The organism is Nonomuraea polychroma (genome assembly GCF_004011505.1).
In the GTDB taxonomy this organism is placed as follows: Bacteria; Actinomycetota; Actinomycetes; order Streptosporangiales; family Streptosporangiaceae; genus Nonomuraea; species Nonomuraea polychroma.
In genome coordinates this window covers 597,690-623,735 of the sequence record NZ_SAUN01000001.1, presented here as the reverse complement: position 1 = coordinate 623,735, position 26,046 = coordinate 597,690, and the positions used below count along the sequence as shown (strand labels likewise).

The following is a 26,046-nucleotide window of genomic DNA, read 5'->3' as shown; positions in this document are numbered from 1 at the left end:
TCGGAGGCTCCCCTACTTGTACATGGTCTGGTTCATGGTTCCGGGGGCGTAGACCTCTGGGTCGACCCAGACGTTGATCAGCGAGGGCTTGCCCGACTCCCTGGCCCGCTCCAGCGCGGGGCGGATCTCGGCCGGGTCGCGCACCTCCTCGCCGTAGCCGCCGAGGAGCTTGGCGAAGTCGCCGTAGCGGATGTCGCCGAGCGTGTTGCCGACCCGGGCACGGTCCTCGCCGTACTTGGCGGCCTGGCCGTACCTGATCTGGTTCATGGACGAGTTGTTGCCGATGACGCCGATGAACGGCAGGTCGAAGCGGACCATGGTCTCGAAGTCCCAGCCGGTCAGGCTGAAGGCGCCGTCGCCGAACAGGCACAGCACCTCCTTGTCGCGCCGCGCCTGCTTGGCGGCCATCGCGAAGGCCATGCCGACGCCGAGCGTGCCGAGCGGGCCCGGATCCATCCAGTGGCCGGGCGACTTGGGCTGCACGACCTGGCCGGAGAAGGTGACGATGTCGCCGCCGTCGCCGATGTAGATCGTGTCCTCGGTGAGGAACTCGTTGATCTCGTGCACGAGCCGGTACGGGTCGATGGGCTGGGCGCCGGACAGCTGGCGGGGCAGCCGCTTCTCGTACGCCTGCGTCTCGACCGCGCGCAGCTCGTCCATCCACGCCTTGCGCTTGGCGGCGGCGTCGCCGATGCGGCCGCTGGCGGCCTGGGCGGCCGCGGCGAGGATGAGGCCGGCGTCGCCCACGATGCCCAGGTCGATGTCCCGGTTCTTGCCGACGGTGCGGTAGTCGAGGTCGATCTGCACGACGGTCGCGGTCGGCGAGAGCCGCTTGCCGTAGCCCATCCTGAAGTCGAACGGGGTGCCGACGATGATGATCAGGTCCGCCTCGGTGAAGGCGTACCTGCGGCTGAGCTGGAAGTGGTGCGGGTCGCCGGGCGGGAGCGTGCCGCGGCCCGAGCCGTTCATGTACGCGGGCACGTTCAGGGCCCGGACGAAGTCGATGGCGGCGTCGGTCGCCCGGCACGTCCATACCTGGCTCCCGAGCAGGATGCACGGCTTCTCGGCGTGCGCCAGGAGGTCGGCGAGCCGCTCGATCGCCTCGGGGTCGCCCTGCTGCTTGGTGGAGGCCCGGTAGTGCCCCGCCTTGGGGATGCGTGCCTTCTCCAGGGGCACCTTCGCGTCGAGCACGTCACGCGGGATCTCCAGGAAGGAGGGGCCGGGCGCGCCGTGGTAGCACTCGCGGAAGGCCATGGACACGATGTCCGCCACCCGCTCCGTGCTGGGCACCGTGGCGGCGAACTTGGTGATCGGGGTCATCATGTCCACGTGCGGCAGGTCCTGGAGTGAGCCCATCTTGTGCTGGCTCAGCGCGCCCTGGCCGCCGATGAGCAACATCGGGCTCTCCGCGCGGAAAGCGTTGGCCACGCCGGTCACCGCGTCGGTCGTGCCGGGTCCGGCGGTGACGACCGCGCAACCGGGCTTGCCGGTGATACGGGCGTAGCCGTCGGCGGCGTGCGCGGCCACCTGCTCATGGCGTACGTCGATGACCTCGATGCCCTCATCGACACAGCCGTCGTAGATGTCGATGATGTGGCCGCCGCAGAGCGTGTAGATCACGTCCACGCCCTCGGCTTTGAGTGCCTTGGCTACGAGATGACCGCCAGAGATCGTTTCCGACATTGTGCCACCCTTTCCGGCGACGAAGCTCGCTGTCTTCCGCATACTGCATACCGTATGAAGGCAATAGTTACTCCGCCCCGATCGGCCTGTCTAGTCCCCTGGGGGCAACTCGATCAGCTCCACCTGCTCGCCGGACCACCCCGGAGGGACCACGGCCAGGGCCTCGGCCAGCGCCGCTCCCCAGAGCGATCCCGGCCCGTCGTGCCCAACGGGAACGGCTCCCCGGCCGGTTCTCCTGACCGGCACGAGGCGGGTGTCGCGGGGATGCGCTCGCACGGTCCCGGCCAGCGCGCTGGTCTCCACTGGCCGTGACGAGGCGCCCCCTCTCCTCCCGGCGAGACCGTGCAGGATCGGGGCGAGCAGGGTGAGTGAGGCCGCCAGCGCCGCGAAGGGATTGCCCGGCAGGCCGGCCACCAGCGCGCCGCCCGGGAGGCGGGCGAGCAGTTGCGGGTGCCCGGGCCGCACGGCGACGCCGTCGACGAAGACGTCGGCGTCGAGGTCGCCGAGCACGGCGCGGAGATGATCGGCGGGCCCTTTGGACGAGGCCCCGCACACCACGATGACGTCAGCCGAGGCGGCAAGCGCGGCACGGAGCGGGGCGGCGCCATCGGGCAGCCGGACGCCGCCGGTCACGCGACCTCCGGCCCACTCCACCAGGCCCGGCAGGAACGGGCCGATCGCGTCGCGCACCCGGCCTGGCCCCGGCAGCCCGTGCTGCACGACCTCGTCTCCCGTGACCAGGACCGTCACGCGCGGCTTGGGCCGTACCAGCAGCTCGTCATGGCCCAGGGCGGCGGCCAGGCCGAGCGCGACCGGCGTCACCACCGCGCCCGTTCCCAGCACCACGGCGCCCTCGGCGATGTCCTCACCGCGCCGCCGGATGTGGCGGCCCGGCTCGGCGGGCCCGTCCACCCACACCTCTGCGGGCACGCCGTGCGCCGCCCGCATCCGCGGCACCGTCACGGGCCCGGTGTGCGGCGGCCCCACGTCCGCCTGCTCGTAGGGCAGCACCGCCTCGGCCCCCGCCGGCGCCGGGGCTCCGGTGGCGATCTCCACCGCCTCCCCCGCCCGCAACTCGCCCGGGTGAAACGTGCCCCCGGCCAGGACATGCCCCACCACCCGCCACGGGCCGTCCCCCGCCACCGCGTAGCCGTCCATCGCCGCCACGTCCACGCCCGGCATCGCCACAAGCGCCGTCAAGGGCGCCGCCAACCGGCATCCCAGCGCCTCTGACAACGGCACCGACAACGGCCCGAGCGGGCGGGCCGCGCCGGCCGCCACGACCCGCGCGGCCTCCCATGACATTGCTTCCACCACTGGTCCATGCCGCACAACGGTCACCGGCACACTTCTTGACCCGCGTTTTTCCATACTGTATACCGAATGCACGATGGCCCAGCGTCCAGACGGGTCATCGCAGGTAGCGGATTCCGCACTTACCGGTGGGCCGCGTTCAGCGGCCCACCGCAGGTGACGGACCCCTCCCTACAATCCGACGCGAGAACGGAGCGCGAGCATGAAGGTCGCTGTTCTTGGCGCCGGCGCCATCGGCGCATACGTGGGGGCCGCCCTCCACAGGGCGGGAGTCGAGGTGCACCTCATCGCGAGAGGCGAGCACCTGCAGGCCATACGTCGCGCCGGTGTGCGGGTGCTCACCCCCAGGGGCGATTTCACCGCCCACCCCCATGCCACCGACGACCCCACCGAGGTCGGGCCGGTGGACCACGTCTTCCTGGGCCTCAAGGCGAACAGTTACGCCTCGGCCGGCCCCATGATCCAGCCGCTTCTGCACGAGACCACGAGCATCATCGCCGCGCAGAACGGCATCCCGTGGTGGTATTTCCACGGGCTCAAGGGCCCCTACGAGGGCTACCGCATCGAGAGCGTCGACCCGGGCGGCGCGGTGACGGCCGCGCTCCCCCTGCACCGAGCCATCGGCTGCGTCGTGTACGCCGCCACCGAGATCGAGCGTCCAGGCGTGATCCGCCACCTGGAAGGCACCCGCTTCTCCATCGGCGAGCCGAACGGCGAGCTGAGCGAGCGGTGCCTGTCCTTCAGCCAGGCCGCGATCAGCGGGGGCCTCAAGTGCCCCGTCGAGCGCGACCTGCGCCGCGACGTGTGGATCAAACTCATGGGCAACATCGCCTTCAACCCGATCAGCGCGCTGGCCAGGGCGACGATGGCCGGGATCTGCCGCCACGACGGCGCCAGGGAGCTGGTCGTGGCCATGATGCAGGAGACGGTGGACGTGGCCAGGCGGGTGGGCTGCGATCCGGGGATCTCCATCGAGCGCCGGCTGAGGGGCGCGGAGAAAGCGGGCGAGCACAAGACGTCCACACTCCAGGACCTGGAGAAGGGCAAGCCACTGGAGCTCGACGTGCTGCTCGCGGCAGTGGTCGAGCTGGCCGACCTGACCGGCGCCGAGGTCCCGACGCTGCGCGCCATCCACGCGGTGAGCGACCTGCTCAACGAGAACCTTGTCCGCGTGGTTTAGTTCGGCATACCGTAGCCTGTATACAGAATGGAGGGATCGTGAGCTATGGCCGCCTGACCCATCCACTGGTGCGTGAGAACGGCGTGCTGCGCCGGGCGACACGGGAAGAGGCGCTGGAACGAGCGGCCGAGAGCTTCCGCCGCAACGTCGCCGAGCACGGGCCCGACAGCTTCGCGATGTTGTCGTGCGCTCGCTCCACCAACGAGATGAACTACATCGGGCAGAAGTTCACCCGCGTGGTGATCGGAACCAACAACGTGGACTCTTGCAACCGCACCTGTCACGCGCCCAGCGTGGCGGGGCTGTCGGCGGTGTTCGGCAGCGGCGGCGGCACCTCCTCCTATCAGGAGGTCGAGGACACTGACGTCATGGTGATGTGGGGTTCGGCGGCCCGCAACGCCCACCCCATCTTCTTTCAGCACGTGTTGAAGGGCATCCACAACGGCGTGCGCATGTTCGCCGTCGACCCGCGCCGCACCGGCACCGCCCAGTGGGACGACCTGTGGCTGGGGCTCAACGTGCTGCGCGGCACCGTGCTGATGGTGTCCGGGCGGGCGTCGTTCGAACTGGTGCAGAAGGCGGTCATGGGTGGCGTGCCGGTGCTCGCCGCCGTCTCCGCGCCGTCCTCGCTGGCGGCGGAACTCGCCTCCGAGGAAGGGCTGACGCTCATCGGGTTCCTGCGCGGCACCTCGATGAACGTCTACGCGGGCGAGCGGCGGCTGGACCTCACCTCGGGCGCCGGCAATGGCTCTGCCGGCGCGCGCCTACCGGGGTGACGGAGCGGGATGCCGCACGTCACGTGCGGTGGGCCGCGTTGATGCGGCTCACCGGACGGCGTCCGCTTAGCCCCCGGTACGCCGTCCGGCATCCCCGCTGCGCCGTGTTCATCGGCCTCACTCCGTGAGGCAGGCTCGGTCGCCACACGCCGTCGCCGGGATCGTGCGCGCCCGGATTTTGACAACCGTTTTCATTTTGGCGCATACTGACTCACATGATGTCAGGATTTTCCCGGTCGCGTGCTGCCGGTTTGCTGGCCGGAGCCGCGCTGCTCACCACTGCCGCCTGCGGATCCGGCGCGGCCGAAACCACCGCTTCCGGTTCGGCCCAGACTTCCGCTTCGGGCGCCAAGCCCGAGGTGGTCGCCGCGTTCTATCCGCTCCAGTGGGTGACTGAGCAGGTCGGGGGACCCGACGTCCAGCTCACCACACTGACCGCCCCCGGCATCGAGCCGCACGATCTGGAGCTGGGCCTCAAGCAGGTGTCCGACATCCAGAACGCCGCGCTCACCGTCTACATCAAGGGCGTCCAGCCGGCTGTCGACGACGCCGTGACCCCGGACAAGAGCTTCGACGCCGCCACCGCCGTCACCACGCTCCCGGCCGGCGAGCACGCCGAGGAAGAGGGCCACGCCGAGGAAGAGGGTCACGCCGAGGAGGAGCACGGCCACGAGGAGGCCGGCTACGACCCGCACATCTGGCTCGACCCGTCCCGCCTGGCCACCGTCGCCACCAAGCTCGGCGAGCGCCTGGCCGCCACGGACGCCACGCACGCGCAGGCGTACAAGGACCGCGCCGCCCAGACGGCGGCCGCGCTCGGCACGCTGGACCAGGAGTTCACCAAGGGCCTGACCACGTGCAAGAGCAAGACGATCGTCACCGCGCACGAGGCGTTCGGCTACCTGGCGGACCGCTACAAGCTCAAGCAGGTCGGCATCACGCTCGACCCCGAGACCGAGCCCTCCCCCGCCCGCCTGTCCGAGGTCGCCAAGGTCGCCAAGGCCGAGGGCGTGACCACGATCTTCACCGAGGCTCTCGTCAGCCCGAAGGTGGCCGAGGTGCTCGCCAGCCAGGTCGGCGCCAAGACCGCCGTGCTCGACCCGCTCGAGAGCAAGCCCTCGGGCGACTACCTGTCCGCCATGCGCGATAACCTCAAAACCCTACAAACAGCACTGGGGTGTACGGCATGAGCGAAACGGCCTTCTCGATGACCGGCGGCCAGGTCTCCTACGATGGCAAGCCCATCCTCCGGGGAATCGACCTGACCGTCTGTCGCGGGGAGGTCGTGGCCCTGCTGGGCGCCAACGGCTCGGGCAAGTCGACGCTGGTACGCGCACTGCTCGGGCTCACGCCGCTGAGCGGCGGCACGACTCTGATCTACGGCTCGCCGCCCAGCAGATTCCGTGACTGGTGGCGCATCGGCTACGTGCCGCAACGGCTCCACGTCGGCGGCGGCGTGCCCGCCACCGTCCGCGAGGTCGTGGCCTCGGGCCGCGTGGCCAGGCAACGCCGGCTGCGCCGGACCAACGCGGCCGACAAGACGGCCGTGGCCGAGGCGCTGGAGGCCGTCAGGCTGACCGACCGTGCCAGTGACCCCGTCCAGTCGTTGTCGGGCGGCCAGCAGCAGCGTGTGCTCATCGCCCGTGCGCTGGCCGGGGAGCCGGACACGTACGTGATGGACGAGCCCACCGCCGGCGTGGACGCGGGAACGCAGCAACTGCTCGCCGCCACGCTGTCCCGGCTGGTGCTCGACGGCAAGACCGTGGTGCTGGTCGCGCACGAGCTCGGCCCGCTGGAGCCGATCATCACGCGCGGCGTGGTGATCCGTGACGGCGTCATCGCCCACGACGGCCGCCCGCCGCGCCCGGAGGGCGAGTGCGCGCGGCCGGGCCACGAGCATCAGCATCCGCACGCCGTGGAGCCCGTCGGGGGGCCGCTCACCGGGTGGCAGGGGGAACCAAGGTGATCTTCGAGCTTCTGCAGGAGCAACTCTTCCAGCTCGCGCTCGTCGCGGCGCTGCTGGTGGGGCTCTGCGCGCCTGCCGTGGGAACGTTCATCGTGCAGCGCCGGCTGGCGCTGCTCGGCGACGGCATCGGCCACGTGGCGCTGACCGGCGTGGCGCTCGGCTTCCTGACCGGCTCGGCACCGGTGCTGACCGCCGTGCTCGTGTCCGTCGCCGGGGCCGTGGCCATCGAGCTGGTCAGGGCGCGCGGGCGGACGAGCGGTGACGTCGCGCTGGCGCTGCTGTTCTACGGGGGGATCGCGGGCGGCGTCATGCTCATGGCCATCGCGCCGGGCGGCAGCAACGCCAAGCTGAACTCCTACCTGTTCGGCGCCATCGCCAGCGTCACACCGCTGGACATCTGGGTCATCGCCGCGCTGGCCGCCGCCGTCATCGGGGTGGTCGTGATCTTCGGCAGGGAGCTGTTCGTGCTCTGCCAGGACGAGGAGATGGCCAGGGCCAGCGGGCTGCCGGTGCGTTTCCTCAGCCTGCTCATCGCCGTCACGGCCGCGCTCACCGTCGTCATCGCCATGCGGGTGGTGGGGCTGCTGCTGGTCAGCGCGCTCATGGTGATCCCGGTGGCCACCAGCCAGCAGCTGACCCGTGGATTCCGTACGACGATGGCGCTGGCCATGGTGTTCGGGGTGCTCGCCTCGGTCGGCGGGCTGCTGGCCTCGACCGTGTCGACCAAAGTGCCGCCCGGTGCCGCTATCGTGCTTCTTGCTCTAGCCGGCTTCGTCCTTGCCCTCGGTGTCGGTAAATTCGTACGGCGAGGCCGCAACGAGGAGTCGAGAGTGAGCCCAAGGATGCGCGTCGAGGAGGTCGCATGACGACGAGGCGCGATGCCGTGCACGACACCCTCCGCAGGAGCGAGGGTTTCCGCAGCGCGCAGGACGTCTATGCCGAGATGCGCCTGCACGGCGCCAAGATCGGCCTGACCACCGTCTACCGGGCTCTGCAGGCGCTGGCCGACAGGGGCGAGGTCGATGTGCTCCGCACCGACGAGGGCGAGTCCGTCTACCGCGCGTGCGCCAGTGAGGCCCATCACCACCACCTGGTGTGCCGCCGCTGCGGGCGCACCGTCGAGGTGGCCGGGCCCGCGGTCGAGCGCTGGGCCGAAGCGGTCGGCGGTGAGCACGGCTTCACCGAGATCACTCACACGGTCGAGGTCTTCGGCACCTGCTCCTCATGCTCCTCGGCGCCGGCCAAGAGCGGCTGAGCGCGGCGGGAGCCGTACAGGACGCCGAGCACGATCACCGCACAGCCGGCCAGTTGCCACGCCGACGGCCGCTCGCCGAGCGCCATCGCGGACAGCGCCACGGTCGTCATGGGCTGGATGAGCAGCAACAACGCGGTGAGCGCGGCCGGCTGCCGCGGCAGCGAGAACGTGATCAGCGACCACCCCAGCACCTGGGGCCCCAGCGCGAGGACGAGCAGCCACCCGTGCGCCGGCCAGCTCGGCACGAAGTCGGCACCCCCGAACAGCGGGCTGAGCACCGCGATCATCACGGTTGCGACCACGGTCGCGTGCGCCAGCGGCCCCGCCGCCCGGTCGGAGCCGCCCTTCATCAACAACAAGAACGCCGCGTACGCGATGGACGTGGCGACTCCGGCGAGCACCCCCATGACCGGATCGCTGCCGTACGCGGCGCTGTCGAACACCCCGGAGATCAGCACCACCCCGGCGAACACCACGGGCGTCGCCACCATCAACCGTGTGGACGGCCGCTCCTTGAACAAGGCCCACGCCGCGAACGCCACGATGAACACCTGGAGATTCCCCAGCACGGTGGCCAGCCCGGCACCCACGTAGTCGATGGCGTGATGCCAGAACAGCAGGTCGAGCGCGAAAAGCCCGCCGGCGAGCCAGGCTGGTATCAGGGCCCTGCGTGGCAACGGCCCGAGCCTGCGCCGCTCCAGCCAGGCCAGGATCAGCATGGGTGGGATGGCGTATGCACATCGGAACAACGCAGACGTCGCCGGGGATACATCGGAGAGCCGGACCAAGGGACCGGAGGTGGAGATGACGAGCGCGCCCACGATCGCGATCAGCACGATACGGCGATGTGCACTCACAGAAACCCCCCGATGCCCACGCAAGAGATACAGTTCGACCACGCTAGAACCCGGCGCGGACAGGAGTCAACATGCCGTTTGGCCATGACATGGTGCATTCATTGGCCACCGTTGTCGAGCTGGTCAACACCTCGCCGTCCACAGGCGGCGACGAGCGCCTGTCCGGCCTGGCCGAGTTGCAGACGTTCGTGGACTCCCGCCAGATCAGCGGCGTGGGCAAGCTCACGCCCCGTGACCTGGGCCAGGTGCGGATGGTCCGCGAGGCGTTCCACCGCGTCTTCACGGCCACCGACCAGGCGACCGCCGTACGCACCCTGAACGCTTTGCTGGCCGAGACCCGCATCACCCCGCGCCTGACCGAACACGACGGCCACCCGCTGCACGTGCATTACTTCGCCGCGGACGCGACGCTGGCCGAGCACGTGGCGGCGGACTGCGGCGTGGCCCTGGCGCATTTGCTGGTGGAAGGCGAGGCCGAACGCCTGCGGACCTGCTCGGCCCCGGACTGCGACAGGGTCTTCGTGGATGAGTCACGGAACCGGTCGCGGGTCTACTGCGACAGCCGGACGTGCGGCAACCGCATGCACGTGGCGGCCTACCGCGCCCGCCGCCGCGCCTAACGAGCCCCTTCCCGGGGGAACCGCATGGTCCTCCGGGGCGCTTCGCGCCATGGGAGCTCCGGGCAGCGCCCTGTGGGGGTAAACCCTTCAGCTGGTCGGATGCGCCTTGTCAGTGGATGGAGACTCGGGCGTGGCGGGAAATCATGATGGTCATGGCTGATGCCGTCGTGCGAGCGTCCGCGCGGGTCCTGCTGGTGGACGGGCGCGACCGGATCCTGCTGTATCGGGCCCGGATGTCGACGGTGACCGGCGAGTACGCGTGGTTCACGCCGGGCGGTGGCGTCCGGGCCGGCGAGACGCCGGCCATGGCCGCGGCCCGGGAGTTGCGTGAGGAGATCGGGCACTGGGTGGATCCCGGCGAGGTCGGACAGGTGGTGGCCACCTGCTCGGGGCTCTGGGGACCGGACGATCGCACCCTCTACCGGTCCGTGGACAGGTACTTCTTTCTGCGGGCGGGCAAGGTCGAGGTGGACGTCTCGGAGACGGAGGAGTTGGAGCGGTCTCTGCTCGACACCTTCCGCTGGTGGACCCTGCCCGAGTTGCGGATCACAGCGGAACGGGTCTTCCCGCTCGGGCTGGTCTTTTCGGCGCGATCCGGTCTGCGATGCTGCCTCGCATGGAGATCCGGATTCGGCCCGCCCTGGAGGAGGACCGCCAGGCCGTCATGGCGCTGGCGGCTCGGCTGGCCGAAGGGGTGGCGGCCTGGCGGGATCCCGAGGCCGCGGTGGACGCGGGGCGGCAGTGGCTCGCCGGATCCCTCGACGCGACACGGGAACGGCGCGGGGAGGTGTTCGTCGCGGTGGAGGGCGACGAACAGCGGGTCGTCGGCGTGGTCTCGGTCAATCAGCAGCGCCACTTCACGGGTGTGACGGACGCCTACGTGGGTGAGCTGGCAGTGGCCCCGGACGCCGTCCGCGCCGGTGCAGGGCGGCGGCTGATGGCGGCGGCCGAGGCCTGGGCCAGGCGACAGGGCCTGCGTCACCTCACGCTGGAGACGGGGGCGGCCAACACGACCGCTCGCCGGTTCTACGCCGCACTGGGCTATCGCGAAGAAGCCGTCCGGCTCACGCGCTCGCTGTGACCTTCGGTGTGTAGGTGAGGCCCAGCACGCCGTTCTCCAGCCGCACGACGTCGACGAGTGTCAGGAACGTCGTGTCGATGCCGTCGTACAGGCGCGCCCCACTGCCGGCGATCACCGGGACGAGCCAGAACAGGTATTCGTCCACCAGCCGGTGCTGGAGCAGGGTGCGGCTGAGCGGGCCGCCGGTGCCGACTTTCAGGATGTCGCCGCCGGGCTGGCTCTTCAGCTTGGCGACTTCCTCCACCACATCCCCCTCGATGAGGGTGGCGTTCCAGGTGGACTGCTTCAGAGTGGTGGAGGCGACGTGCTTCGGGATGGTGTTCATCCTGACCGCGTAGTCGCCGAACTGCTCCTCCATGTGCGGCCAGATCGCCGCGTGCTGCTCGTAGCTGACCCGCCCGTACAACAGGGCGTCCACCGAGAACAACAGGTCCCGCGAGCGCTGCTCGAACTCTCCGGCCCACAATCCGCCCAGCCAGTTCTGCGGGGTGCTGATCTGGCCGTCCAACGTCACCACGCCCTGCTCGATGATCTTCCTCATGGTCTGTTCCTTCCTGCCACGTTGTTTCCGTCTCTGCTGACGCGTCGACCGGGCCGGCTCGGATTCGACAGGAGGACACAGGAATTTCCGCGGCGATTCTGGCGCACACCCCTCGTCTACGACTGCGAGATCTCCACGCGAAGGTCTATGAGCTGCTGTCCTGACGTCGAACCCGTTGAAGGTGACCGGCCGGAAGAGAGAGTGGCGGCGTGCCTGGGACGCCTCGCGTAGGTGCTCTTGCTTCGCGGCCGAGTCTCGATCATCGAGGTCACCGGCATGGTGCAGGTACAGGCCCAGGCGGCACGCCGATTCCTCGGCGAGGAGGGCGGCGCCGGCTACGTTGCCCGGGGCGCCGCCCGGGACGCGGTGTCGGCGGTCGAAGGCGGCAGCGAGGACGGGCAGGCCCGCTCCGTTTTCCCGGGATCCGGAGATCATGTCCCCTGGCGGGAGTTCGGCACCGCCCCCGGTCGTTACCCCGTGTATGAGGGACGCAGGGTGATGATGGATACGGGCACGCTCGCGCACGGACTGCCGTACTACACGGTCGGTGCGGGGAAGCCGCTGGTGGTGCTGCGGTGGTTCACGCCGGACCACGCCAATCCGACAGGGTGGGCGCTCAGGATGGAGCGCAAGGCGATGGACCCGCTCGGGCGGCATTTCCACGTTTACGCGGTCACCCGGGCGCCGGGGACGCCCGCGGGCACGACCATGGCGGACATCGCCGCTCAGCATGCCGAGGCCCTGGCCGAGCGGTTCGGCGAGCCCGTGGACGTGCTGGGCATGTCCTCAGGCGGGTCCCTGGCGCTGCAACTGGCCGCCGATCATCCCGAGGTCGTCAGGCGGCTGGTGGTGGCCGGGGCGGCGTACACGCTGACCGCTCGTACCCGCGAGGTCCAGCGGCGCTACACCGAGGCGGTGGCGGCCGGGCGGCGCGGCGCGCACCATCAGGCGCCCGTGGTCGGCAGGACCGCGCTCACCAGGGCGCTGTTCCGCCCCCTGCTCTGGCTCGCCGACCCCTTGATGCGGCCGGCGAACCCCCTGGACATGCTGCACTTCGCCCAGGCCGAGGACACCTTCGACGTACGCCGCCGGCTCGCCGGCATCACGGCGCCCACGCTGATCGTCGGCGGCGAGCGCGACCTGGCCTACACCGTGGAGCTCTTCAAGGAGACGGCCGAGCGGCTGCCGGAGTCGGAGTTGATCATCTACTCCGGGACGAGCCACATCGGGACGTTCGGCCATCCGCGCTTCGCCGCGGACGTGGCGGAGTTCCTGAGTTAGACCTGGTTGGGGATCGCGCCGCCGTAGCGCCGGTCGCGCTTGGCGTAGATCTCGCACGCCTCCCACAGGTCCCTGCGGTCGAAGTCCGGCCACAGCCGGTCCAGGAACACCATCTCGGCGTAGGCCGACTGCCACAGCAGGAAGTTGGAGAACCGCTGCTCCCCCGACGAGCGCACGAACAGGTCGACCTCGGGGATCTCCGGCTCGTCCAGATAGCGGGCGAACACCTTCTCGTTGACCTTGGACGGCTTCACCCGCCCGGCCGCGATGTCCTCAGCCAGCTTCACCGCCGCCTCGACGATCTCGGCCTGCCCGCCGTAGTTGACGCAGAACTGCAACGTCAGCTTGCGGTTGGAGACGGTCATCTCCTCGGCGGTCTGCAACTCGGAGATCACGCTCTTCCACAACCGGCCCGGCCGGCCCGCCCAGCGCACCCGCACGCCCATGGCGTTGAGCTCGTCGCGCCGCCGCCTGATCACGTCCCGGTTGAAGCCCATGAGGAAGCGCACCTCGTCGGGCGAGCGCTTCCAGTTCTCCGTCGAGAACGCGTACGCGCTCAGATAGGGGATGCCCAGCTCCAGCGCACCTTCGATGACGTCGAACAACGAGGACTCGCCTGCCTTGTGGCCCTCGGTGCGCGGCAGCCCGCGGCTCTTGGCCCAGCGGCCGTTGCCGTCCATGACGATGGCCACGTGCCGGGGCACCAGCTCGCGCGGGATCGGCGGCGGCGTGGCGCCGGACGGATGCGGGGTCGGAGGTCGTACGTTCACGCAAGCTCCCTTTCGACGTGTCGCAGAGAGCGTATTCCGTGTTCGAGGTGCCACTGCAGATACGCGGCGACCAGCCCGCTGCACTCGTTGCGATGGCGGGAGTCGGAGGCGTCGGCGGTGGCCCAGTCGCCGCGCAGCAGCGCCGTCATGAGCCCGATCGTCTCCCCCGCGGGCACCGCCGACCCGGCCGGCTTGCACGCCCCGCACACCACGCCACCTGCGACGATGGCGAACGCTCTGATCGCCGGCGCCTGGCACTTGGCGCACGCGTCCAGCGCGGGCGCGTAGCCGGCCACGGCCAGCGAACGCAGGAAGTAGGCGTCCAGCACCAGCCTCGGCTCGTGCTCCCGGTCGGCGAGTGTGCGCAGCCCGCCCACCAGCAGCAGGAACTGCCGCAGCGCCGGCTCCTTCTCCCCGTGCGTCAGCCGGTCGGCCGTCTCCAGCATCGCGGTGCCGGCGGTGTAGCGGGGGTAGTCGGCGGCCAGCACCTCGCCATAAGGCCTGATCGTCTCCGCCTGCGTGACGACGTCGAGCGTGCGGCCGGTGTGAAACTGCAGGTCGACGTGGGTGAACGGCTCCAGCCTCGCCCCGAAGCGGGACGTGGTCCTGCGCACACCCTTCGCCACCGCCCGGATCTTGCCGGTGCGCTTGGCCAGCACGGTGACGATGCGGTCGGCCTCGCCGAGCTTCTGCGTACGCAGAACTACGCCTTCGTCACGGTAGAGACTCACTCGGACATCTTACGGCCGGACCCGGATCTAATTACGGGCATGCTCTGATGACGCGACTTTACGTGACCCTCACTAGACTTTGACGCCTGTCCCCGCATTACCCGTTGTTCAACCCCCCGCTACCGTCTCGAAAGGGAGTCATGACCCGCGTGGTCCTGCTGGGCGCCTCGCCCGGCCCCGACACCTCTCCGACCGGCCTGAGGCTGGCCGCGCTGCCCGGCGAACCCACCGTGGCCGAGCGGCTGCGCAGCCAGCTCACCCCCCTCGATCCACGGCTCGCCGTCATCCCCTCCGACGACGTGGCCACCGCCCTGCGCAACCTGGCCGACGTGGCAGAGACCGCAACGGAGAGCCTGCTCATCATCCCGGAGAACTCGGTCGTCCACGACGAGCTGATCTACCAGATCACCAAGACCAAGCGCGGTGCGCTGGCGCTCGTCGCGAAAGAGCCGCGACCAGACACGGCGGAGGAGGAGGCTCAGGAGGACAGCGTCCCCATCGACGAGGCCGAGCCGGAGATCGGGCTCAGCCGGGTCGAGGGACTGCCCGTGCGCTCCCGCGTCGGCAAATCGCGCGTGGTGTCCGTCGGCACCGCGGCCCACGCCGTGACCAGGCCCAACGCGGTGATGCTCGGTCCCCTGCACCTCAGCGCGCGCAACGCCCCCGTCCTCGCGCAGACCTGCCGCGAGCTGGCCGCCATGGCGCACACGTTCGGCCCGGACGACGACCTGGTGCAGCTCGTCGTGTTCGGCCTGGTGCGCAACGGCGTCTCCGTCGGCATCCGCGGCCGCCGCGACCTGTTCTACCGCCGGGTCACCACCCAGGAGGAAGTCAACGAGGCCGGCGCCGAGATGGCCGGCATGGACGAGGACCGCGCCCGGCTCAACAACGCGGTCAAGGGCGCCGACGGCTTCTTCACCACGTTCTTCGTCTCCACCTACTCTCGCTTCATCGCCCGCTGGGCCGCCCGGCGCGGGCTGACGCCCAACCAGGTGACGCTGATCTCGATCGCGCTGGGCGTGGCCGCCGCCGCCTGCTTCGCCACCGGCGACCGCCCGTGGATGGTGCTGGGCGGCGTGCTGATCTACTTCGCGTTCGTCTTCGACTGCGTCGACGGGCAGGTCGCCCGATATGCCCGCAAGTTCGGCGTGCTGGGGGCGTGGCTGGACGCCACGTTCGACCGGTTCAAGGAATACGTGGTCTTCGCCGGCCTGGCCGTCGGCTACGTGGTCGCGGGCCACGGCGACGACATCTGGATCTTCGCGCTGGCCGCGCTGAGCCTGCAGTCGGTGCGCCACCTGCTCGACTTCTCCTTCGGCATCTCCAACCGCCGCAAGCCGGCCGCCCAGCTGCCCACGCTGCCGCTGAACGCGCCCGACGACCGCGCCCTGCGCCAGGCCCTCGTACGCCGGAAGGTGGAACGCAGCCAGGGGCTGCGGGGCCTGCTCAAGATGTGGACCAAGGCAGGCAAGTTCCGGGCCGTCCACTGGGCGCGCAAGATGATCGTGTTCCCCATCGGCGAGCGGTTCGCGGCCATCGCGATCACCGCCGCCCTCTTCGACGCCCGGATCACCTTCCTCACGCTGGTGATCTGGGGCTCCCTCGCCGCCGCCTACACCCTCACCGGTCGCTTGATGAGGTCCCTCGTATGATCACCGCACCGCAGGCCATGGCCACCCCCACGCCGGACCCCGACGAGGAGCGCCGGCGCATCCAGACCGCCCGGCTGCTCGCCTATCGCGACGACGGTCCCCTCACGCACATGGTGGCGCCCCGGCTGGGCCGCGGCCTGCCGCCCGTGCCCGCCACGCTCGCCGCCCTCCTCACCGTCACCGCCCTCGCGGTCACCGGGCTGCTCCAGCCCGGCCCGATCCTGCTGGTGCCCGTGGCGATCTGCTTGCTGCTCATTCTGCCCACGGCGCCGAGCGACCACCTGGGCCGCTTCGACTGGCTGACGCCGCCGCTGCTGCGCGGCACCGAGTTCCTCGCCATCATCGCGATCGGCCTGGCCGCCGACGCGCCGAAGTGGTTGTTGTTCGTGCTGGTGTACGTCGTGGGATACCACACCTATGACACCGTTTACCGGACGCGGCAGAGCATCTGGCCGCCCGCCTGGGTGTTCCACGCGGGGCTCGGCTGGGAGGTGCGGCTGCTGATCATAGGGGTGGGCGCGGCGCTCGGCATCGTGACGCCCGTGCTGGCGGTGCTGACGGCGTACCTGTTCGTGTTGTTCGCGGTGGAGAGCGTGACGAGCTGGGTCCGCCTGGACAAGGCGTCGGCCCAGGCAGGCGCGGACGCCGAGCAGGACCTGGAGGCCTCCCCGGAGGACGCGATGGAGCAGGCCACGGGCGAGGCCGAGAAGGGATAATTTTCCTTTCTGTCTCGTTTGTGCGGCGCCGCTGATCTCTAGCGGCGCCGCAATTTTCCTTCTGTGACGCAGGGCTCAGGAGCGGCGCGCCTTCTGCGAGAGCGCGCCATCGGGACGATCGCGGCCAGGTTGGCGGCGGCGACGAGCACGCCGCCCGTCAGTGCCAGCGCCGTCACCCCGGTGAGGCCGGCCAGCGGCGCCGCCACCGCCAGCCCGAACGGCCTGGACGCGAACGAGATGAGCTGGTCGAACGACCGCACCCGCCCCAGCGCCGCTTCCGGAATCTCATCGGCCACGACCGTCTCCCACAGCGGGCTGAGCACCCCCAGCCCGAACATCGCCACGAAGTACGCCCCCGCCGTCACCGGGGCGGGCGCCGTCACGGCGAGGGCCACCATGGGCAGCACGTAACACGCGGCACCGAGCTGCACCACTGCCAGCGGCCTCCGGATGGGCAGCCGAGGAGCCGCGAACACGCCCAGGACCAGACCGACCGTGCCGCTCTGCAGGATCACCATCCAGCTCGCCTCGCCACCCAGCTCCTGCACGGCGGTCACCGGGCCGAGCGTGAGGAACAACCCGGCCATGAAGTGCCACACGCCGTGCCCCAGCACGCACGCCAGGAACCACGGACGCTCCCTGATCTCCCGCCATCCCTCGACCAGATCTCTGCCGAAGGAGGAGGCCGCACTACCCCGCCCGACAAGACGCCTCGCGGACGCGGCGGACGTACGACCTGGGCCAGACGTACGAGCGCCTGCGGAGGCCGTATGGATACCGCCAAGGGTCAGCGCCGAGCAGGCGAACAGCACCGCCGTGAGCGCGGCCGCCCAGCCCGGACCGGCGGCCAGCGTGATAGCGCCCGCCAGCGCCGGAGCCACCACCGCGGACAGGCTCGTCGCCACGCCGATCCGCGCGTTCATCCGCAACCGGTCCGGCCCGGGCACCACCGCGACCACCAGCCTCGGCACGGCCGGGCTGCCGAACGCGATGGCCACCCCCGCCACCGCCGACAGCAGTGCCAGATCGAGGAGACGGTTCACTCCGAGCAACAGCTCGACGGCTATGGCCGCCTGCGACAGGCACCGGGTCAGGTCGGCGAGCAACGCGACCCGTTGGGGCCGGATCCGGTCGGCCAGCACCCCACCCACGGGGAGGAACAGCAGCAGCGGCACCATCTCGCTCGCCAGCACGACGCCCAGCGCCGCGCCGTCCCCCGTCGTCCGCAGCACCGCGAGGGTCAGGGTCGTGGGGATGAGAGCGGTGGCGAGCGCGGACAGGCATCGCCCTATCAGCAGTCGATTCATCACGAGGAGGCACAGTATTTCGCCAGCGAATGTTTCGTCAACAAAATACTTGCTACCGTATGATCCGTTGCATGAAGGACTCGGTCGATCGTCACCTGGCTCGCTGGCGCGGCAAGGCGCCCTTCGACGAGCAGGTGGAGGCGATCGTGACGCGGCTGCAGGTCCTCGTTAAGCACCTGGCCCACACCAAGGAGGCGGCGCTGAGGGAGGTGGGCATGCAGGACTTCGAGTTCGAGACGCTGCACCGGCTGGTGGCGCGCGGCGGCTCGGCCACCCCGTCCGAGCTCGCCACGGACCTCCTGCTGTCCCCGGCGGGCATGACCGGCCGGCTCGACACGCTGGAGCGATCGGACCTGGTACGCCGGGTGCGCAGCACGGAGGATCGCCGGCGGGTGGACGTCGAGGTCACTCCCAAGGGCCACGACCTGTGGATGGACGCGATGACGATCCGGGCGGAGGTGGAGGCGAACATGGTGGGCGCCCTCACCCCGGCCGATCAGGCCGTCCTGGACGGCCTGCTCAAGAAACTCCTCGTGAAGACAGAAGCCACCGACTAGCCCCACCGGCGCCCTCATTCCAGATCCCGGCTCGGGAAGGGAGCACATAGTCTGGGGTTCAGGCACACCCGGACCGGGTTCCGGTCCGGCCGGAGCCAGGAGACGCGGATGGCGTTCTTGTCGCGGCTGTTCAAGCGGGGCGATCCGCCGGCCGAGCGGGAGGAGGCCCGCCGGCAGGGGATGCGGGACGCCCGCCGACATCCCTTGGGCGAGTTCACCGATCCTGACTACCAGCCCGCGTACGTGACGGAGATCCGTGCCCGGGCCCGCGAGCAGATCACTGAGGTCGACCGGCGGCTTGCGGCTGCCCGTACGGTGTTACTGGAGAGGGCGGTCGGGGCGCGGGAGGTGATCCTGCGGGAGCTGGGCAGGAGCGACACGCGGCCCGAGCCACGGCCCACGCACGTGAACGGGCACGCCACGGCCGACGAGGACACGTTCATCTCGATCGCGGAGGCCAGGGCGCGGCGGGCGGAGGCGCGGCGGCGGGCCGTGGTCGAGGAGGCGAACGCCAACGTGCAGCAGGCCAGGGCCCGGATCGAGCAGCTCAGCCAGGAGTGGGAGAGCGCGCTGATCGAGCGCGACCATGAGGTGGAGGCCGTGCACGCCAGGGCCGAGCAGCTCATCGCCGCGTACAAGGGCGGCGTGCTGGAGGCCCATCCGCGCCGGGAGGAGATTCCGTCCCTGTGGAAGGGCGAGGTCATCGCGATGGAGGCGAATGGTGACACGCCCGCGGCGATCTCTGGGCGCGAGGAGATCGGGCGGATCCTGCGGGAGGTGGAGGGCCGGATCGAGGTGTGGCAGGCGGAGGTGATGCCGCGCGAGTTGCCGGCCGAGTCCCGTCGTCAGCTCGGCCCGGCGCCCTTCGCGTCGGACCCGCCGGACGACCACGCCACGGCCGAGGGACAAGATCTTGGGCAAGGGGACGCATGACCCGGCATCGGCTCGTCGCAACCTTAGGCGCACTGCTGCTGGTCGTGACCGGGGTGGCGGGGTGCGGCACCGAGGCGCGTGCCGTCTGCGGCGTGATCGTCGACTCGACCAGCTACGCCGAGCCCGCCACCTCCAGGGGCGACCTCACCTCCAAGCTGCCTGCGTTCGCCCAGAACTGCGACTGGATCGCGTTCGCCGCCGTCACGGGGAGCTCGGAGAGCAGCACGTGCCGCCAGGATCCGGTGGCCATCGCCGCCACCAGGGCGGAGAACCCCAACGAGAACCCGGTCGTCGAGGAGCGCGTCAGATCCCACCGCATCAAGGAGGTCCTGCCCCGGGCGGCCCAGCTGTTCGACTGCCCGACCGAGGGCCAGGGGTCGGACGTGCTGGGCGCGCTGCGGTACGTGGTCAGGCAGCTCGGCGCCCAGCGGCAGCCGGACAAGGCGCACGAGATCATCGTGTTCAGCGACCTCATCAACAACCGGGGTGACCTGGACATCAACAAGCTCGACCTGAGCGAGGGCGCGCGCAAGCAGAAGATCAAGGAACTGCGGGACGCTCGGCTGCTCCCCGACATGACCGGGTATTCGGTGGTCGTCCACGGCTTCCTGCGGAAGAAGACGTCGGACCCCGACCGGTTCCCCCTGCTCGAGGCCTTCTGGCGGGAGGCCTTCGAGTCTGCGGGCGCGACCACGGCCGACCTGCTCTGAGAGCGCTCACCAAGACCGAACTCCCCTGGTGCGCGATATTGACAGTGCGTAACCGGCTGTGGTCACATCACCTGAGAGAGCGCTCTCTCACATGACGCCGCTCGCACCCCCCAGGAGCGAAACGATGACAACAGCAAGCAGACGCAGGCGCCGCCTGACGGCGATTGCCGTGGCGCTGACAGCGCTCACCGGCCTGCTCGTCCAGGTGGCCGTCAGCGCCTCGGCCGCCGTCCCACCCACCCCGGCCGGCTGGTCACTGGTCTGGTCGGACGACTTCAACGGCACCGCGGGCACGCTGCCCTCGTCGGCCAACTGGATCATCGACACGGGACACTCGTACCCCGGCGGCCCGGCCAACTGGGGCACCGGTGAGATCCAGAACTACACGTCGAGCACCTCCAACCTCAGCCTCGACGGTGCGGGCAACCTGCGCATCACGCCCCTGCGGAGCAGCTCCGGCGAGTGGACGTCGGCCCGCATCGAGACCAGGCGCGCCGACTTCAAGCCCGCCGACGGGCGCATCCTGCGCATCGAGAGCCGGATCCAGATGCCGAACGTGACCGGCGACGCCGCCCTCGGCTACTGGCCGGCGTTCTGGGCGCTCGGGTCGCCGTACCGGGGGAACTACTGGAACTGGCCGGCCATCGGCGAGTTCGACATCATGGAGAACGTCAACGGCATCAACTCCGTCTGGGGCGTGCTCCACTGCGGCGTCAACCCTGGCGGGCCGTGCAACGAGACGACCGGCCTCGGCGCCAGCCGCGCCTGCCCCGGCTCCACCTGCCAGTCGGCCTTCCACACCTACCGGTTCGAGTGGGACCGCAGCGTGAGCCCCAACCAGCTGCGGTGGTACGTGGACGGCCAGCAGTTCCACAGCGTGAGCCAGTCCCAGTTCGACGCCACGACCTGGAACAACATGACCAGTCACGCCGGCTACTTCCTGCTGCTCAACGTGGCCATGGGCGGCGCGTTCCCGAACGCCCTGGCAGGCCAGACGCCGACGGCGGCCACCGTGCCCGGTCGTCCCATGGTGGTGGACTACGTGGCGGTGTGGCAGAGCGGCACCACCACCCCGACCACCCCGCCCGGCGGCGTGGACGCCCGCTCCATCATCCAGGCCGAGCGTTACCAGGCCCAGTCCGGCACCATCGTCGAGACCACCACCGACACGGGCGGCGGGCAGAACGTCGGCGCCATCTCCAACGGCGACTGGCTGCGCTACGACGGGGTGAACTTCGGCACGGAGGCGGCCAGGCAGTTCAGGGCCAGGGTGGCCTCGGGAGCGGCGGCCGGGGTGAGCGGGCTGGTGCAGGTGCGGCTGGACAGCCCCACGGCCGCGCCCATCGGCGACTTCGCCATCGCCAACACCGGCGGGTGGCAGAGCTGGCGCACGGTGCCCGCCAACATCACGGGCGTCACGGGGACGCACACCGTCTACTTGACCTTCAGCAGTGGTCAGCCGGCCGACTTCGTCAACGTCAACTGGTTCACGTTCTCGACCTCTTGACGTTCTCGAAGAGACTCGGGAAGACCTTGGAGACCTTCGACAGCAGGTAATCGCCGTACGTGCCCGTGAAGTCCACCTGGCCGTCCCAGCGGTGGCCGGGCGCGTACGGCAGGGGCGGCACCTCGTCGTCCCAGCCCGGGTCGAAGAAGAACGGGAAGCTGAGACGCTCGTTGCCGCTACGGTTGCGTACCCGATGCGGGGTCGAGCGATAGTGGCCGCCGGTGAGCTTGTCGAGCATGTCGCCGATGTTGCAGACGAAGGTGCCCGCCAGCGGCGGCGCCTCGATCCAGCCGCGCGGGGTGCGGACCTGCAGACCGCCGTTCTCGTCCTGGAGGAGCAGGGTGAGCAGGCCGTAGTCGGTGTGCTCGCCCACGCCCCAGGTGTCGGGGGCGTCCGGCGGAGCGGGCGGGTAGTGGAAGATCCGGAACAGGATGGTCGGGTCGGCGGTGTAGCCGGTGCGGAAGTAGTCCTCGTCCAGGCCGAGGCTCAGGGCGACGCCCGACATGACGGACTGGGCGAGCGCGGTCATCCTGTCGAGGTATTCGAGCACGGCGTCACGAAGCTCGGGGACCTGGGCGGGGAAAAGATTGGGCCCGTGCAGCGGGAGCGGGCCGGGCGGGCACTCTGCGCCGAAGTAGATGCCCTCCTTGAGGTCCGGACGGCCCGAGGTGAGCTCCCCGCCGACGGGGAAGAAGCCGCGCCAGGCCTTGCCGCCCTTGTCCATGGAGATCTCGGCCTTCACCTCTTCGGGGAGGGCGAAGAAGCGCCGGCTCGCCGCGTCGAGCCGCGCGAGCAGCTCCGGCGGCACGCCGTGGCCGGTGACGTAGAAGAAGCCGCTGTCCCGGCAGGCGGCGCCGATGGCGTCCGCGACGGCACGTTTGCCGGGATCCGGGGCGTCGGTGAGGAGGGGCGCGATATCGATGACCGGCAATTCGCTCACGACGCCATTGTTCTACAGATCGCGCGTTTAGCATCGAAGGCAGGACCCTCGCTGGAGGCCCGATGCGCTTCTTACGCCGCAAGCAGGACGAGTCTCTCGAGCCTGGCCAGGTCACCCGCATCACGCCTGCCGTCGGGTACGACGGCGATCTCTACCGCCTGCCCGACTGGCCGCGGCGCCGCCGCGAGGAGCGCGACCTGGGCCGCGCGCACGCCGCCGACGGCCAGATCGACACGCTCACGCTCCAGACCGGCAGCGTGCCGCGCTTCCACGAGCTGGAGGACGAGCGGCTGGCGGAGCTGGCCGAGCTGGACGAGCGCACCGAGCAGGAGATCCAGCGGGCGCGGGCCGCGTTCGAGTCCCAGAAGATCAAGCTGGCGGAGTCGCAGCGCACGTTCGGGGAGGCACGCAAGGCCCTGGAGGACAGCCAGCGCCGGGTCACGGAGCTGGAGCAGCCGAGCAGGCGGCCGGGCGACGGGCGGCCCAGCTCGATCGCGATCTCCGGCAGCCACTGGCCGCTGATCCGCCGCTGGCTGCCTGCCGCGCTCCTGCTGCTGCTCCTGCTGATCGTCGAGGTGCCGATCCTCTACCAGGTCATCCTGAGCTGGGGCGACAGCGTCGCGATGACCGCGCTGCTGGCCGCGGGCGCGGCGCTCGTCATGCTGGTCGCGCCCCACATGTACGGCAGATCGTTCCGGTCCTGGCAGGAGCACGGCAGCTCGGCCAAGGGCCGCTGGCTGCTGATCGGCGTGGCGCTCGCCTGGCTCGGCCTCATCGTCGCCGTCGCCGTGCTCCGCCGCGACGCCCTGGTCAAGCCGTTGATCGTGGACGGTCAGGAGATCGGCCCCACGTCAGAGGGCGTCGGCCAGGTGCCCACGATGATCCTGCTGCTGGCTCTGCTGATCGCCACCGCGCTCATCGCCGCCGACCTGGGGCGGCGCATGCACAACCCGAACGACCGCCGGCTGCGGGAGCTGCGGGCCAAGCGCGACGCCGAGGCCGCCGCCTGCGCCGCCGCCCAGGCGGCTTACCAGCACGACGCCGGATACGCGGAGAGCATCGCCCAATACCTGCAGGCGGTGGAGCGCCGCAAGGCCAGCCGCCTGCGCCAGCTGGACAGCGGCTTCGACAGCCTGGCCACGGCGTACCTGGGCGGCGTGGTGGAGGGGCTCAAGGACCCGGAGGCGGCCAGCTGGGCCGAGCGCATCGTGCTGCGTCGCCGCACCCGCTCCTGAGCCGCTCACGTGGAGTCCCTGACCACGAGGCGGGTGGGCAGGACGACGGACTCGGTGTGCCGGCCCTCCAGGCGGGACAACATCAGCCGGGCGAGCGCCAGCGCCTGCTCGGCGCCCGGGGCGCGGACGGTCGTGAGGCCGGGTGTGGTGGCCGAGGCGGCGTCGATGTCGTCGAAGCCCGCGATCGCCAGATCCTCCGGCACCCGCCGCCCGGCCTCCCGGGCGGCCTGCAGCGCCCCGATGGCCAGTTGGTCGCTGGCGGCGAAGACGGCGTCCAGGGCAGGCTGGTCGGCCAGGAGCTGCCGGGTCGCCGCCGCGCCCGAGGAGCGGGTGAGGTCGGCGAGGGCCAGCAGCGGCTGCCGGCCGGCCTGCCGCATCGCGATCCGGTGGCCGTCCAGGCGGTCCTGCACGGCGACCAGGTCCATGGGGCCGCAGATCATGCCGATGTGGCGGCGTCCGCGGGCCAGCAGGTGCTCGGTCGCGGCCTTCGCGCCGCCGGTGTTGTCGACATCGACGTACGGCATCATCGAGGCGATCGCCGGCTTGCCGAGCAAGACGATCGGCACGCCGGTACGCGAGAGCCGTTCGGCCAGTGTGTCGCCCCTGTCCGGCGGCAGCAGCACCACCCCGTCCACCAGGCGCGCCTCCACGTGCTGGACGATGCGCCGGTGACTCTCGGCCGTGTCGGCGAGCATGAGCGTGATCTGCTTGCCCGCGCCTTCCAGCAAGCTGGTCACGTATTGGACGACGGCCGCCGTGAGCTGGTCGCCGCCCTGGCGGGGGACGGACAGGACGAGCGCGATCGAGTTGGTCCTGCGGGTGACGAGGCTGCGGGCGGCGGCGTTGGGAACGTACCCGATCTCCTTGACCGCGCGCAGCACGGCCTCGCGGACCTCGGGGCTGACCGACGCCTCGCCGTTGACCACGCGCGAGACCGTGGCGCGGGAGACGCCGGCGCGGGCGGCCACGGTCTCCAGGGTGGGCCGCTTCGGGCGGGTCTCGGTCAGGCCGTTGCGCGTGATGACGTCGCGGTACCACAGCGCGCTGTCCTTGAGCCGGCGGCGCTGGGTGGCGAAGTCGACGTGGACGAGGCCGAACTTGCGCTGATAGCCGTCGGCCCATTCGAGGTTGTCGAGCAGCGTCCAGACGAGGAACCCGCGGACCTTCGCGCCGTCCTGGACGGCCAGGCGCACGGCGCGCAGGTGCTCCTCGATGAAGCTGATGCGTTCCACGTCGTGGATGCCGTCGCCGGTCACCACGTCGGCGAAGTCGGCGCCGTTCTCGGTGATCATCAGCTCGGTGTCGGGGTACTCCGCGGTCAGGCGGCGCAGCAGGTGGGTCAGGCAGCCGGGGACGATGGGCCAGCCCATGGCGGTCACGGCGGTGGGGATCGTGCAGAACAGCACGCCCTCGCTGCCCGGGAAGGCGGGGTCGGCCGGCTCGCTGGGCTGGGCCTGCACGACGAGCGGGGTGTAGTAGTTGACGCCGAGCAGGTCGATCGGCTGGGCGATGAGCTCCAGGTCGCCGTCGCGCACGTGGCCGAGCCCGGCGGTCCGGTCGATGATCGGCAGCAGCTCGGCGGGATACGCGCCGCGCAACATCGGCTCCAGGAACTGCCGGTTGGCCAGCGCGTCGATCCTGGCCACGGCGCCGGCGTCCTCGTCCGACAGTGGCCGGCCGGCGTCGCTCACCTGGCCGGGTGTCAGGACGGGCGAGATGTTGAGCACGGCGCCCACCCGCGTCGCCCCGGCCGCCCGCAACGCCTGCGCGCCGAGCCCGTGCGCGAGCAGTAAATGGTGAGCGGCGCGAAAGGCGTCGGCGGCCGATTTCCGCCCCGGCGCGTGAATGCCGGAGCCGTGGCCGAGAAAGGCCGCCACCCACGGCTCGTTGAAGGTGAACCACGTGTCGACCCTGTCCCCCAGCCGGCCGAACACGGCCGCGGCGTAATCGGCGAAATGGCGGGCGGTGTCCCGGACCGGCCAGCCGCCGGCGTCCTCCAAAGCCTGTGGCAGATCCCAGTGGTAAAGCGTCGCGTACGGCGTGATGCCCGCGTCGACCAGCTCGTCGAGCAGCCGGTCGTAAAAGTCCAGCCCGGCCGCGTTCACTTTCCCCGTGCCGTCGGGGAACACCCGCGGCCAGCTGACGGAGAACCGATAGGCGGCCATTCCGAGGTCTTTCATCAACCGCACGTCTTCGCGATAGCGGTGGTAATGGTCGCAGGCGTCGGCGCGGTCTGCGGAAAAGGTGTCCCAAATGGACGGGCCGCGCCCGTCGGCGGAGGTGGCCCCTTCGATCTGGAAGGCCGACGTCGACACTCCCCAGATGAATCCCTCGGGGAAGGCAGCTGTGCTCATTCTGGCGGAAGTCCTTCGGTGAAACGACAGAGCGTCCAGTCTCCCGCGCGCCGCTCGTCGCGCGCCAGCCTGGCCAGGCG

25 protein-coding genes and 1 pseudogene are annotated in these 26,046 nt (G+C 70.5%); 17 read left to right on the top strand and 9 right to left on the bottom strand.

What is annotated here, in order from left to right; translation table 11 throughout:
- Positions 1 to 12 precede the first annotated feature (12 nt).
- Together EDD27_RS02830 and EDD27_RS02825 are read right to left on the bottom strand one after the other, a co-directional pair.
- The gene (locus tag EDD27_RS02830; protein WP_127930933.1) at positions 13 to 1,683 is read right to left on the bottom strand and encodes a thiamine pyrophosphate-binding protein; all 1,671 of its coding nucleotides are present in this window, start codon (positions 1,681 to 1,683) and stop codon (positions 13 to 15) included.
- A gap of 90 nt (positions 1,684 to 1,773) precedes the next feature.
- Entirely contained in the window at positions 1,774 to 2,988 is a 1,215-nt protein-coding gene (locus EDD27_RS02825) for a molybdopterin molybdotransferase MoeA (RefSeq protein WP_127940449.1), read from the bottom strand.
- 211 nt (positions 2,989 to 3,199) lie between these two features.
- Here EDD27_RS02825 and EDD27_RS02820 point away from each other — a divergent pair, with 211 nt between their 5' ends.
- From EDD27_RS02820 to EDD27_RS02795, 6 genes are all read left to right on the top strand, one after another.
- Positions 3,200 to 4,177 carry a 2-dehydropantoate 2-reductase gene (locus tag EDD27_RS02820; protein WP_127930932.1) on the top strand — a complete coding sequence of 326 codons (978 nt, stop codon included), beginning with the start codon at positions 3,200 to 3,202 and terminating at the stop codon, positions 4,175 to 4,177.
- A gap of 38 nt (positions 4,178 to 4,215) precedes the next feature.
- On the top strand, positions 4,216 to 4,953 hold the full coding sequence (locus EDD27_RS55230) for a formate dehydrogenase accessory sulfurtransferase FdhD (protein WP_127930931.1): 738 nt from the start codon (positions 4,216 to 4,218) through the stop codon (positions 4,951 to 4,953).
- Positions 4,954 to 5,168: 215 nt separating this feature from the next.
- Positions 5,169 to 6,143, top strand: a complete 975-nt coding sequence (locus EDD27_RS02810; protein ID WP_127930930.1) for a metal ABC transporter substrate-binding protein — start codon at positions 5,169 to 5,171, stop codon at positions 6,141 to 6,143.
- Positions 6,140 to 6,919 (top strand): metal ABC transporter ATP-binding protein, encoded by a 780-nt coding sequence (locus EDD27_RS02805; protein ID WP_127930929.1) that lies wholly within the window; start codon positions 6,140 to 6,142, stop codon positions 6,917 to 6,919. Before EDD27_RS02810 ends, EDD27_RS02805 begins: the two co-directional genes overlap by 4 nt.
- Complete coding sequence (locus EDD27_RS02800) at positions 6,919 to 7,785, top strand: metal ABC transporter permease (protein ID WP_241564773.1); 867 nt, start codon at positions 6,919 to 6,921, stop codon at positions 7,783 to 7,785. Before EDD27_RS02805 ends, EDD27_RS02800 begins: the two co-directional genes overlap by 1 nt.
- A complete protein-coding gene (locus EDD27_RS02795) occupies positions 7,782 to 8,174 on the top strand; it encodes a Fur family transcriptional regulator (RefSeq protein ID WP_127930927.1) in 393 nt (130 codons plus the stop codon). The genes EDD27_RS02800 and EDD27_RS02795 overlap by 4 nt, the downstream gene beginning before the upstream one ends.
- Here the strand turns inward: EDD27_RS02795 and EDD27_RS02790 are convergent.
- Positions 8,111 to 9,010 (bottom strand): DMT family transporter, encoded by a 900-nt coding sequence (locus EDD27_RS02790; protein WP_277750822.1) that lies wholly within the window; start codon positions 9,008 to 9,010, stop codon positions 8,111 to 8,113. The two genes, EDD27_RS02795 and EDD27_RS02790, sit on opposite strands and share 64 nt — an antisense overlap.
- A gap of 92 nt (positions 9,011 to 9,102) precedes the next feature.
- Here EDD27_RS02790 and EDD27_RS02785 point away from each other — a divergent pair, with 92 nt between their 5' ends.
- The 3 genes and pseudogenes from EDD27_RS02785 to EDD27_RS56230 all read left to right on the top strand — a co-directional run bounded on the left by EDD27_RS02785 (position 9,103) and on the right by EDD27_RS56230 (position 10,732).
- Positions 9,103 to 9,651, top strand: coding sequence for a CGNR zinc finger domain-containing protein (locus tag EDD27_RS02785; protein WP_164903442.1), 549 nt, complete (start codon positions 9,103 to 9,105; stop codon positions 9,649 to 9,651).
- Positions 9,652 to 9,767: 116 nt separating this feature from the next.
- Positions 9,768 to 10,184, top strand: a pseudogene (locus EDD27_RS58525) (NUDIX domain-containing protein); the annotation flags it as partial.
- Positions 10,185 to 10,267: 83 nt separating this feature from the next.
- Complete coding sequence (locus tag EDD27_RS56230) at positions 10,268 to 10,732, top strand: GNAT family N-acetyltransferase (RefSeq protein ID WP_164903440.1); 465 nt, start codon at positions 10,268 to 10,270, stop codon at positions 10,730 to 10,732.
- Here the strand turns inward: EDD27_RS56230 and EDD27_RS02770 are convergent.
- The gene (locus EDD27_RS02770) at positions 10,716 to 11,273 is read right to left on the bottom strand and encodes a dihydrofolate reductase family protein (protein WP_127930923.1); all 558 of its coding nucleotides are present in this window, start codon (positions 11,271 to 11,273) and stop codon (positions 10,716 to 10,718) included. The genes EDD27_RS56230 and EDD27_RS02770 overlap by 17 nt on opposite strands.
- A gap of 231 nt (positions 11,274 to 11,504) precedes the next feature.
- Between EDD27_RS02770 and EDD27_RS02765 the strand changes: the two genes are divergently transcribed.
- Positions 11,505 to 12,554 carry an alpha/beta fold hydrolase gene (locus EDD27_RS02765; RefSeq protein ID WP_241563830.1) on the top strand — a complete coding sequence of 350 codons (1,050 nt, stop codon included), beginning with the start codon at positions 11,505 to 11,507 and terminating at the stop codon, positions 12,552 to 12,554.
- Here EDD27_RS02765 and EDD27_RS02760 read toward each other — a convergent pair.
- Both EDD27_RS02760 and recO read right to left on the bottom strand, forming a co-directional pair.
- The gene (locus EDD27_RS02760; protein ID WP_127930922.1) at positions 12,551 to 13,324 is read right to left on the bottom strand and encodes an isoprenyl transferase; all 774 of its coding nucleotides are present in this window, start codon (positions 13,322 to 13,324) and stop codon (positions 12,551 to 12,553) included. The two genes, EDD27_RS02765 and EDD27_RS02760, sit on opposite strands and share 4 nt — an antisense overlap.
- Entirely contained in the window at positions 13,321 to 14,055 is a 735-nt protein-coding gene (recO, locus tag EDD27_RS02755) for a DNA repair protein RecO (RefSeq protein ID WP_127930921.1), read from the bottom strand. Before recO ends, EDD27_RS02760 begins: the two co-directional genes overlap by 4 nt.
- 140 nt (positions 14,056 to 14,195) lie before the next feature.
- Between recO and EDD27_RS02750 the strand changes: the two genes are divergently transcribed.
- Entirely contained in the window at positions 14,196 to 15,707 is a 1,512-nt protein-coding gene (locus EDD27_RS02750) for a CDP-alcohol phosphatidyltransferase family protein (RefSeq protein ID WP_127930920.1), read from the top strand.
- Entirely contained in the window at positions 15,704 to 16,423 is a 720-nt protein-coding gene (locus tag EDD27_RS02745) for a DUF5941 domain-containing protein (protein WP_127930919.1), read from the top strand. The genes EDD27_RS02750 and EDD27_RS02745 overlap by 4 nt, the downstream gene beginning before the upstream one ends.
- A gap of 38 nt (positions 16,424 to 16,461) precedes the next feature.
- On the opposite strand, the gene EDD27_RS02740 is transcribed toward EDD27_RS02745, so the two are convergent.
- A complete protein-coding gene (locus EDD27_RS02740) occupies positions 16,462 to 17,730 on the bottom strand; it encodes an MFS transporter (protein ID WP_241564771.1) in 1,269 nt (422 codons plus the stop codon).
- Between the two features lie 71 nt (positions 17,731 to 17,801).
- On the opposite strand from EDD27_RS02740, the gene EDD27_RS02735 reads away from it, so the two are divergent.
- The 4 genes from EDD27_RS02735 to EDD27_RS02720 all read left to right on the top strand — a co-directional run bounded on the left by EDD27_RS02735 (position 17,802) and on the right by EDD27_RS02720 (position 21,437).
- Positions 17,802 to 18,287: a MarR family winged helix-turn-helix transcriptional regulator gene (locus tag EDD27_RS02735; RefSeq protein ID WP_127930917.1), complete on the top strand. Its 486-nt coding sequence runs from the start codon at positions 17,802 to 17,804 to the stop codon at positions 18,285 to 18,287.
- Positions 18,288 to 18,395: 108 nt separating this feature from the next.
- Complete coding sequence (locus tag EDD27_RS02730) at positions 18,396 to 19,220, top strand: hypothetical protein (protein ID WP_127930916.1); 825 nt, start codon at positions 18,396 to 18,398, stop codon at positions 19,218 to 19,220.
- A complete protein-coding gene (locus tag EDD27_RS02725) occupies positions 19,217 to 19,930 on the top strand; it encodes a vWA domain-containing protein (protein ID WP_127930915.1) in 714 nt (237 codons plus the stop codon). The genes EDD27_RS02730 and EDD27_RS02725 overlap by 4 nt, the downstream gene beginning before the upstream one ends.
- Before the next feature lie 124 nt (positions 19,931 to 20,054).
- Positions 20,055 to 21,437: a glycoside hydrolase family 16 protein gene (locus tag EDD27_RS02720; protein WP_127930914.1), complete on the top strand. Its 1,383-nt coding sequence runs from the start codon at positions 20,055 to 20,057 to the stop codon at positions 21,435 to 21,437.
- On the opposite strand, the gene EDD27_RS02715 is transcribed toward EDD27_RS02720, so the two are convergent.
- Positions 21,418 to 22,377, bottom strand: a complete 960-nt coding sequence (locus tag EDD27_RS02715; protein WP_127930913.1) for an isopenicillin N synthase family dioxygenase — start codon at positions 22,375 to 22,377, stop codon at positions 21,418 to 21,420. The genes EDD27_RS02720 and EDD27_RS02715 overlap by 20 nt on opposite strands.
- Positions 22,378 to 22,439: 62 nt before the next feature.
- Here EDD27_RS02715 and EDD27_RS02710 point away from each other — a divergent pair, with 62 nt between their 5' ends.
- Entirely contained in the window at positions 22,440 to 23,612 is a 1,173-nt protein-coding gene (locus EDD27_RS02710) for a hypothetical protein (protein WP_127930912.1), read from the top strand.
- Between the two features lie 5 nt (positions 23,613 to 23,617).
- Here the strand turns inward: EDD27_RS02710 and EDD27_RS58220 are convergent, their stop codons facing one another.
- Complete coding sequence (locus EDD27_RS58220) at positions 23,618 to 25,966, bottom strand: GH1 family beta-glucosidase (RefSeq protein WP_127930911.1); 2,349 nt, start codon at positions 25,964 to 25,966, stop codon at positions 23,618 to 23,620.
- Positions 25,967 to 26,046 lie beyond the last annotated feature (80 nt).

Coding starts and splice junctions, on each gene's coding strand:
- EDD27_RS02830 (WP_127930933.1), bottom strand. CDS start 1,683: ATGTCGGAAACGATCTCTGGCGGTCATCTCGTAGCCAAGGCACTCAAA.
- EDD27_RS02825 (WP_127940449.1), bottom strand. CDS start 2,988: ATGTCATGGGAGGCCGCGCGGGTCGTGGCGGCCGGCGCGGCCCGCCCG.
- EDD27_RS02820 (WP_127930932.1), top strand. CDS start 3,200: ATGAAGGTCGCTGTTCTTGGCGCCGGCGCCATCGGCGCATACGTGGGG.
- EDD27_RS02810 (WP_127930930.1), top strand. CDS start 5,169: ATGATGTCAGGATTTTCCCGGTCGCGTGCTGCCGGTTTGCTGGCCGGA.
- EDD27_RS02805 (WP_127930929.1), top strand. CDS start 6,140: ATGAGCGAAACGGCCTTCTCGATGACCGGCGGCCAGGTCTCCTACGAT.
- EDD27_RS02795 (WP_127930927.1), top strand. CDS start 7,782: ATGACGACGAGGCGCGATGCCGTGCACGACACCCTCCGCAGGAGCGAG.
- EDD27_RS02785 (WP_164903442.1), top strand. CDS start 9,103: ATGCCGTTTGGCCATGACATGGTGCATTCATTGGCCACCGTTGTCGAG.
- EDD27_RS56230 (WP_164903440.1), top strand. CDS start 10,268: ATGGAGATCCGGATTCGGCCCGCCCTGGAGGAGGACCGCCAGGCCGTC.
- EDD27_RS02770 (WP_127930923.1), bottom strand. CDS start 11,273: ATGAGGAAGATCATCGAGCAGGGCGTGGTGACGTTGGACGGCCAGATC.
- EDD27_RS02750 (WP_127930920.1), top strand. CDS start 14,196: ATGACCCGCGTGGTCCTGCTGGGCGCCTCGCCCGGCCCCGACACCTCT.
- EDD27_RS02745 (WP_127930919.1), top strand. CDS start 15,704: ATGATCACCGCACCGCAGGCCATGGCCACCCCCACGCCGGACCCCGAC.
- EDD27_RS02740 (WP_241564771.1), bottom strand. CDS start 17,730: ATGAATCGACTGCTGATAGGGCGATGCCTGTCCGCGCTCGCCACCGCT.
- EDD27_RS02735 (WP_127930917.1), top strand. CDS start 17,802: ATGAAGGACTCGGTCGATCGTCACCTGGCTCGCTGGCGCGGCAAGGCG.
- EDD27_RS02730 (WP_127930916.1), top strand. CDS start 18,396: ATGGCGTTCTTGTCGCGGCTGTTCAAGCGGGGCGATCCGCCGGCCGAG.
- EDD27_RS02725 (WP_127930915.1), top strand. CDS start 19,217: ATGACCCGGCATCGGCTCGTCGCAACCTTAGGCGCACTGCTGCTGGTC.
- EDD27_RS02720 (WP_127930914.1), top strand. CDS start 20,055: ATGACAACAGCAAGCAGACGCAGGCGCCGCCTGACGGCGATTGCCGTG.
- EDD27_RS02710 (WP_127930912.1), top strand. CDS start 22,440: ATGCGCTTCTTACGCCGCAAGCAGGACGAGTCTCTCGAGCCTGGCCAG.
- EDD27_RS58220 (WP_127930911.1), bottom strand. CDS start 25,966: ATGAGCACAGCTGCCTTCCCCGAGGGATTCATCTGGGGAGTGTCGACG.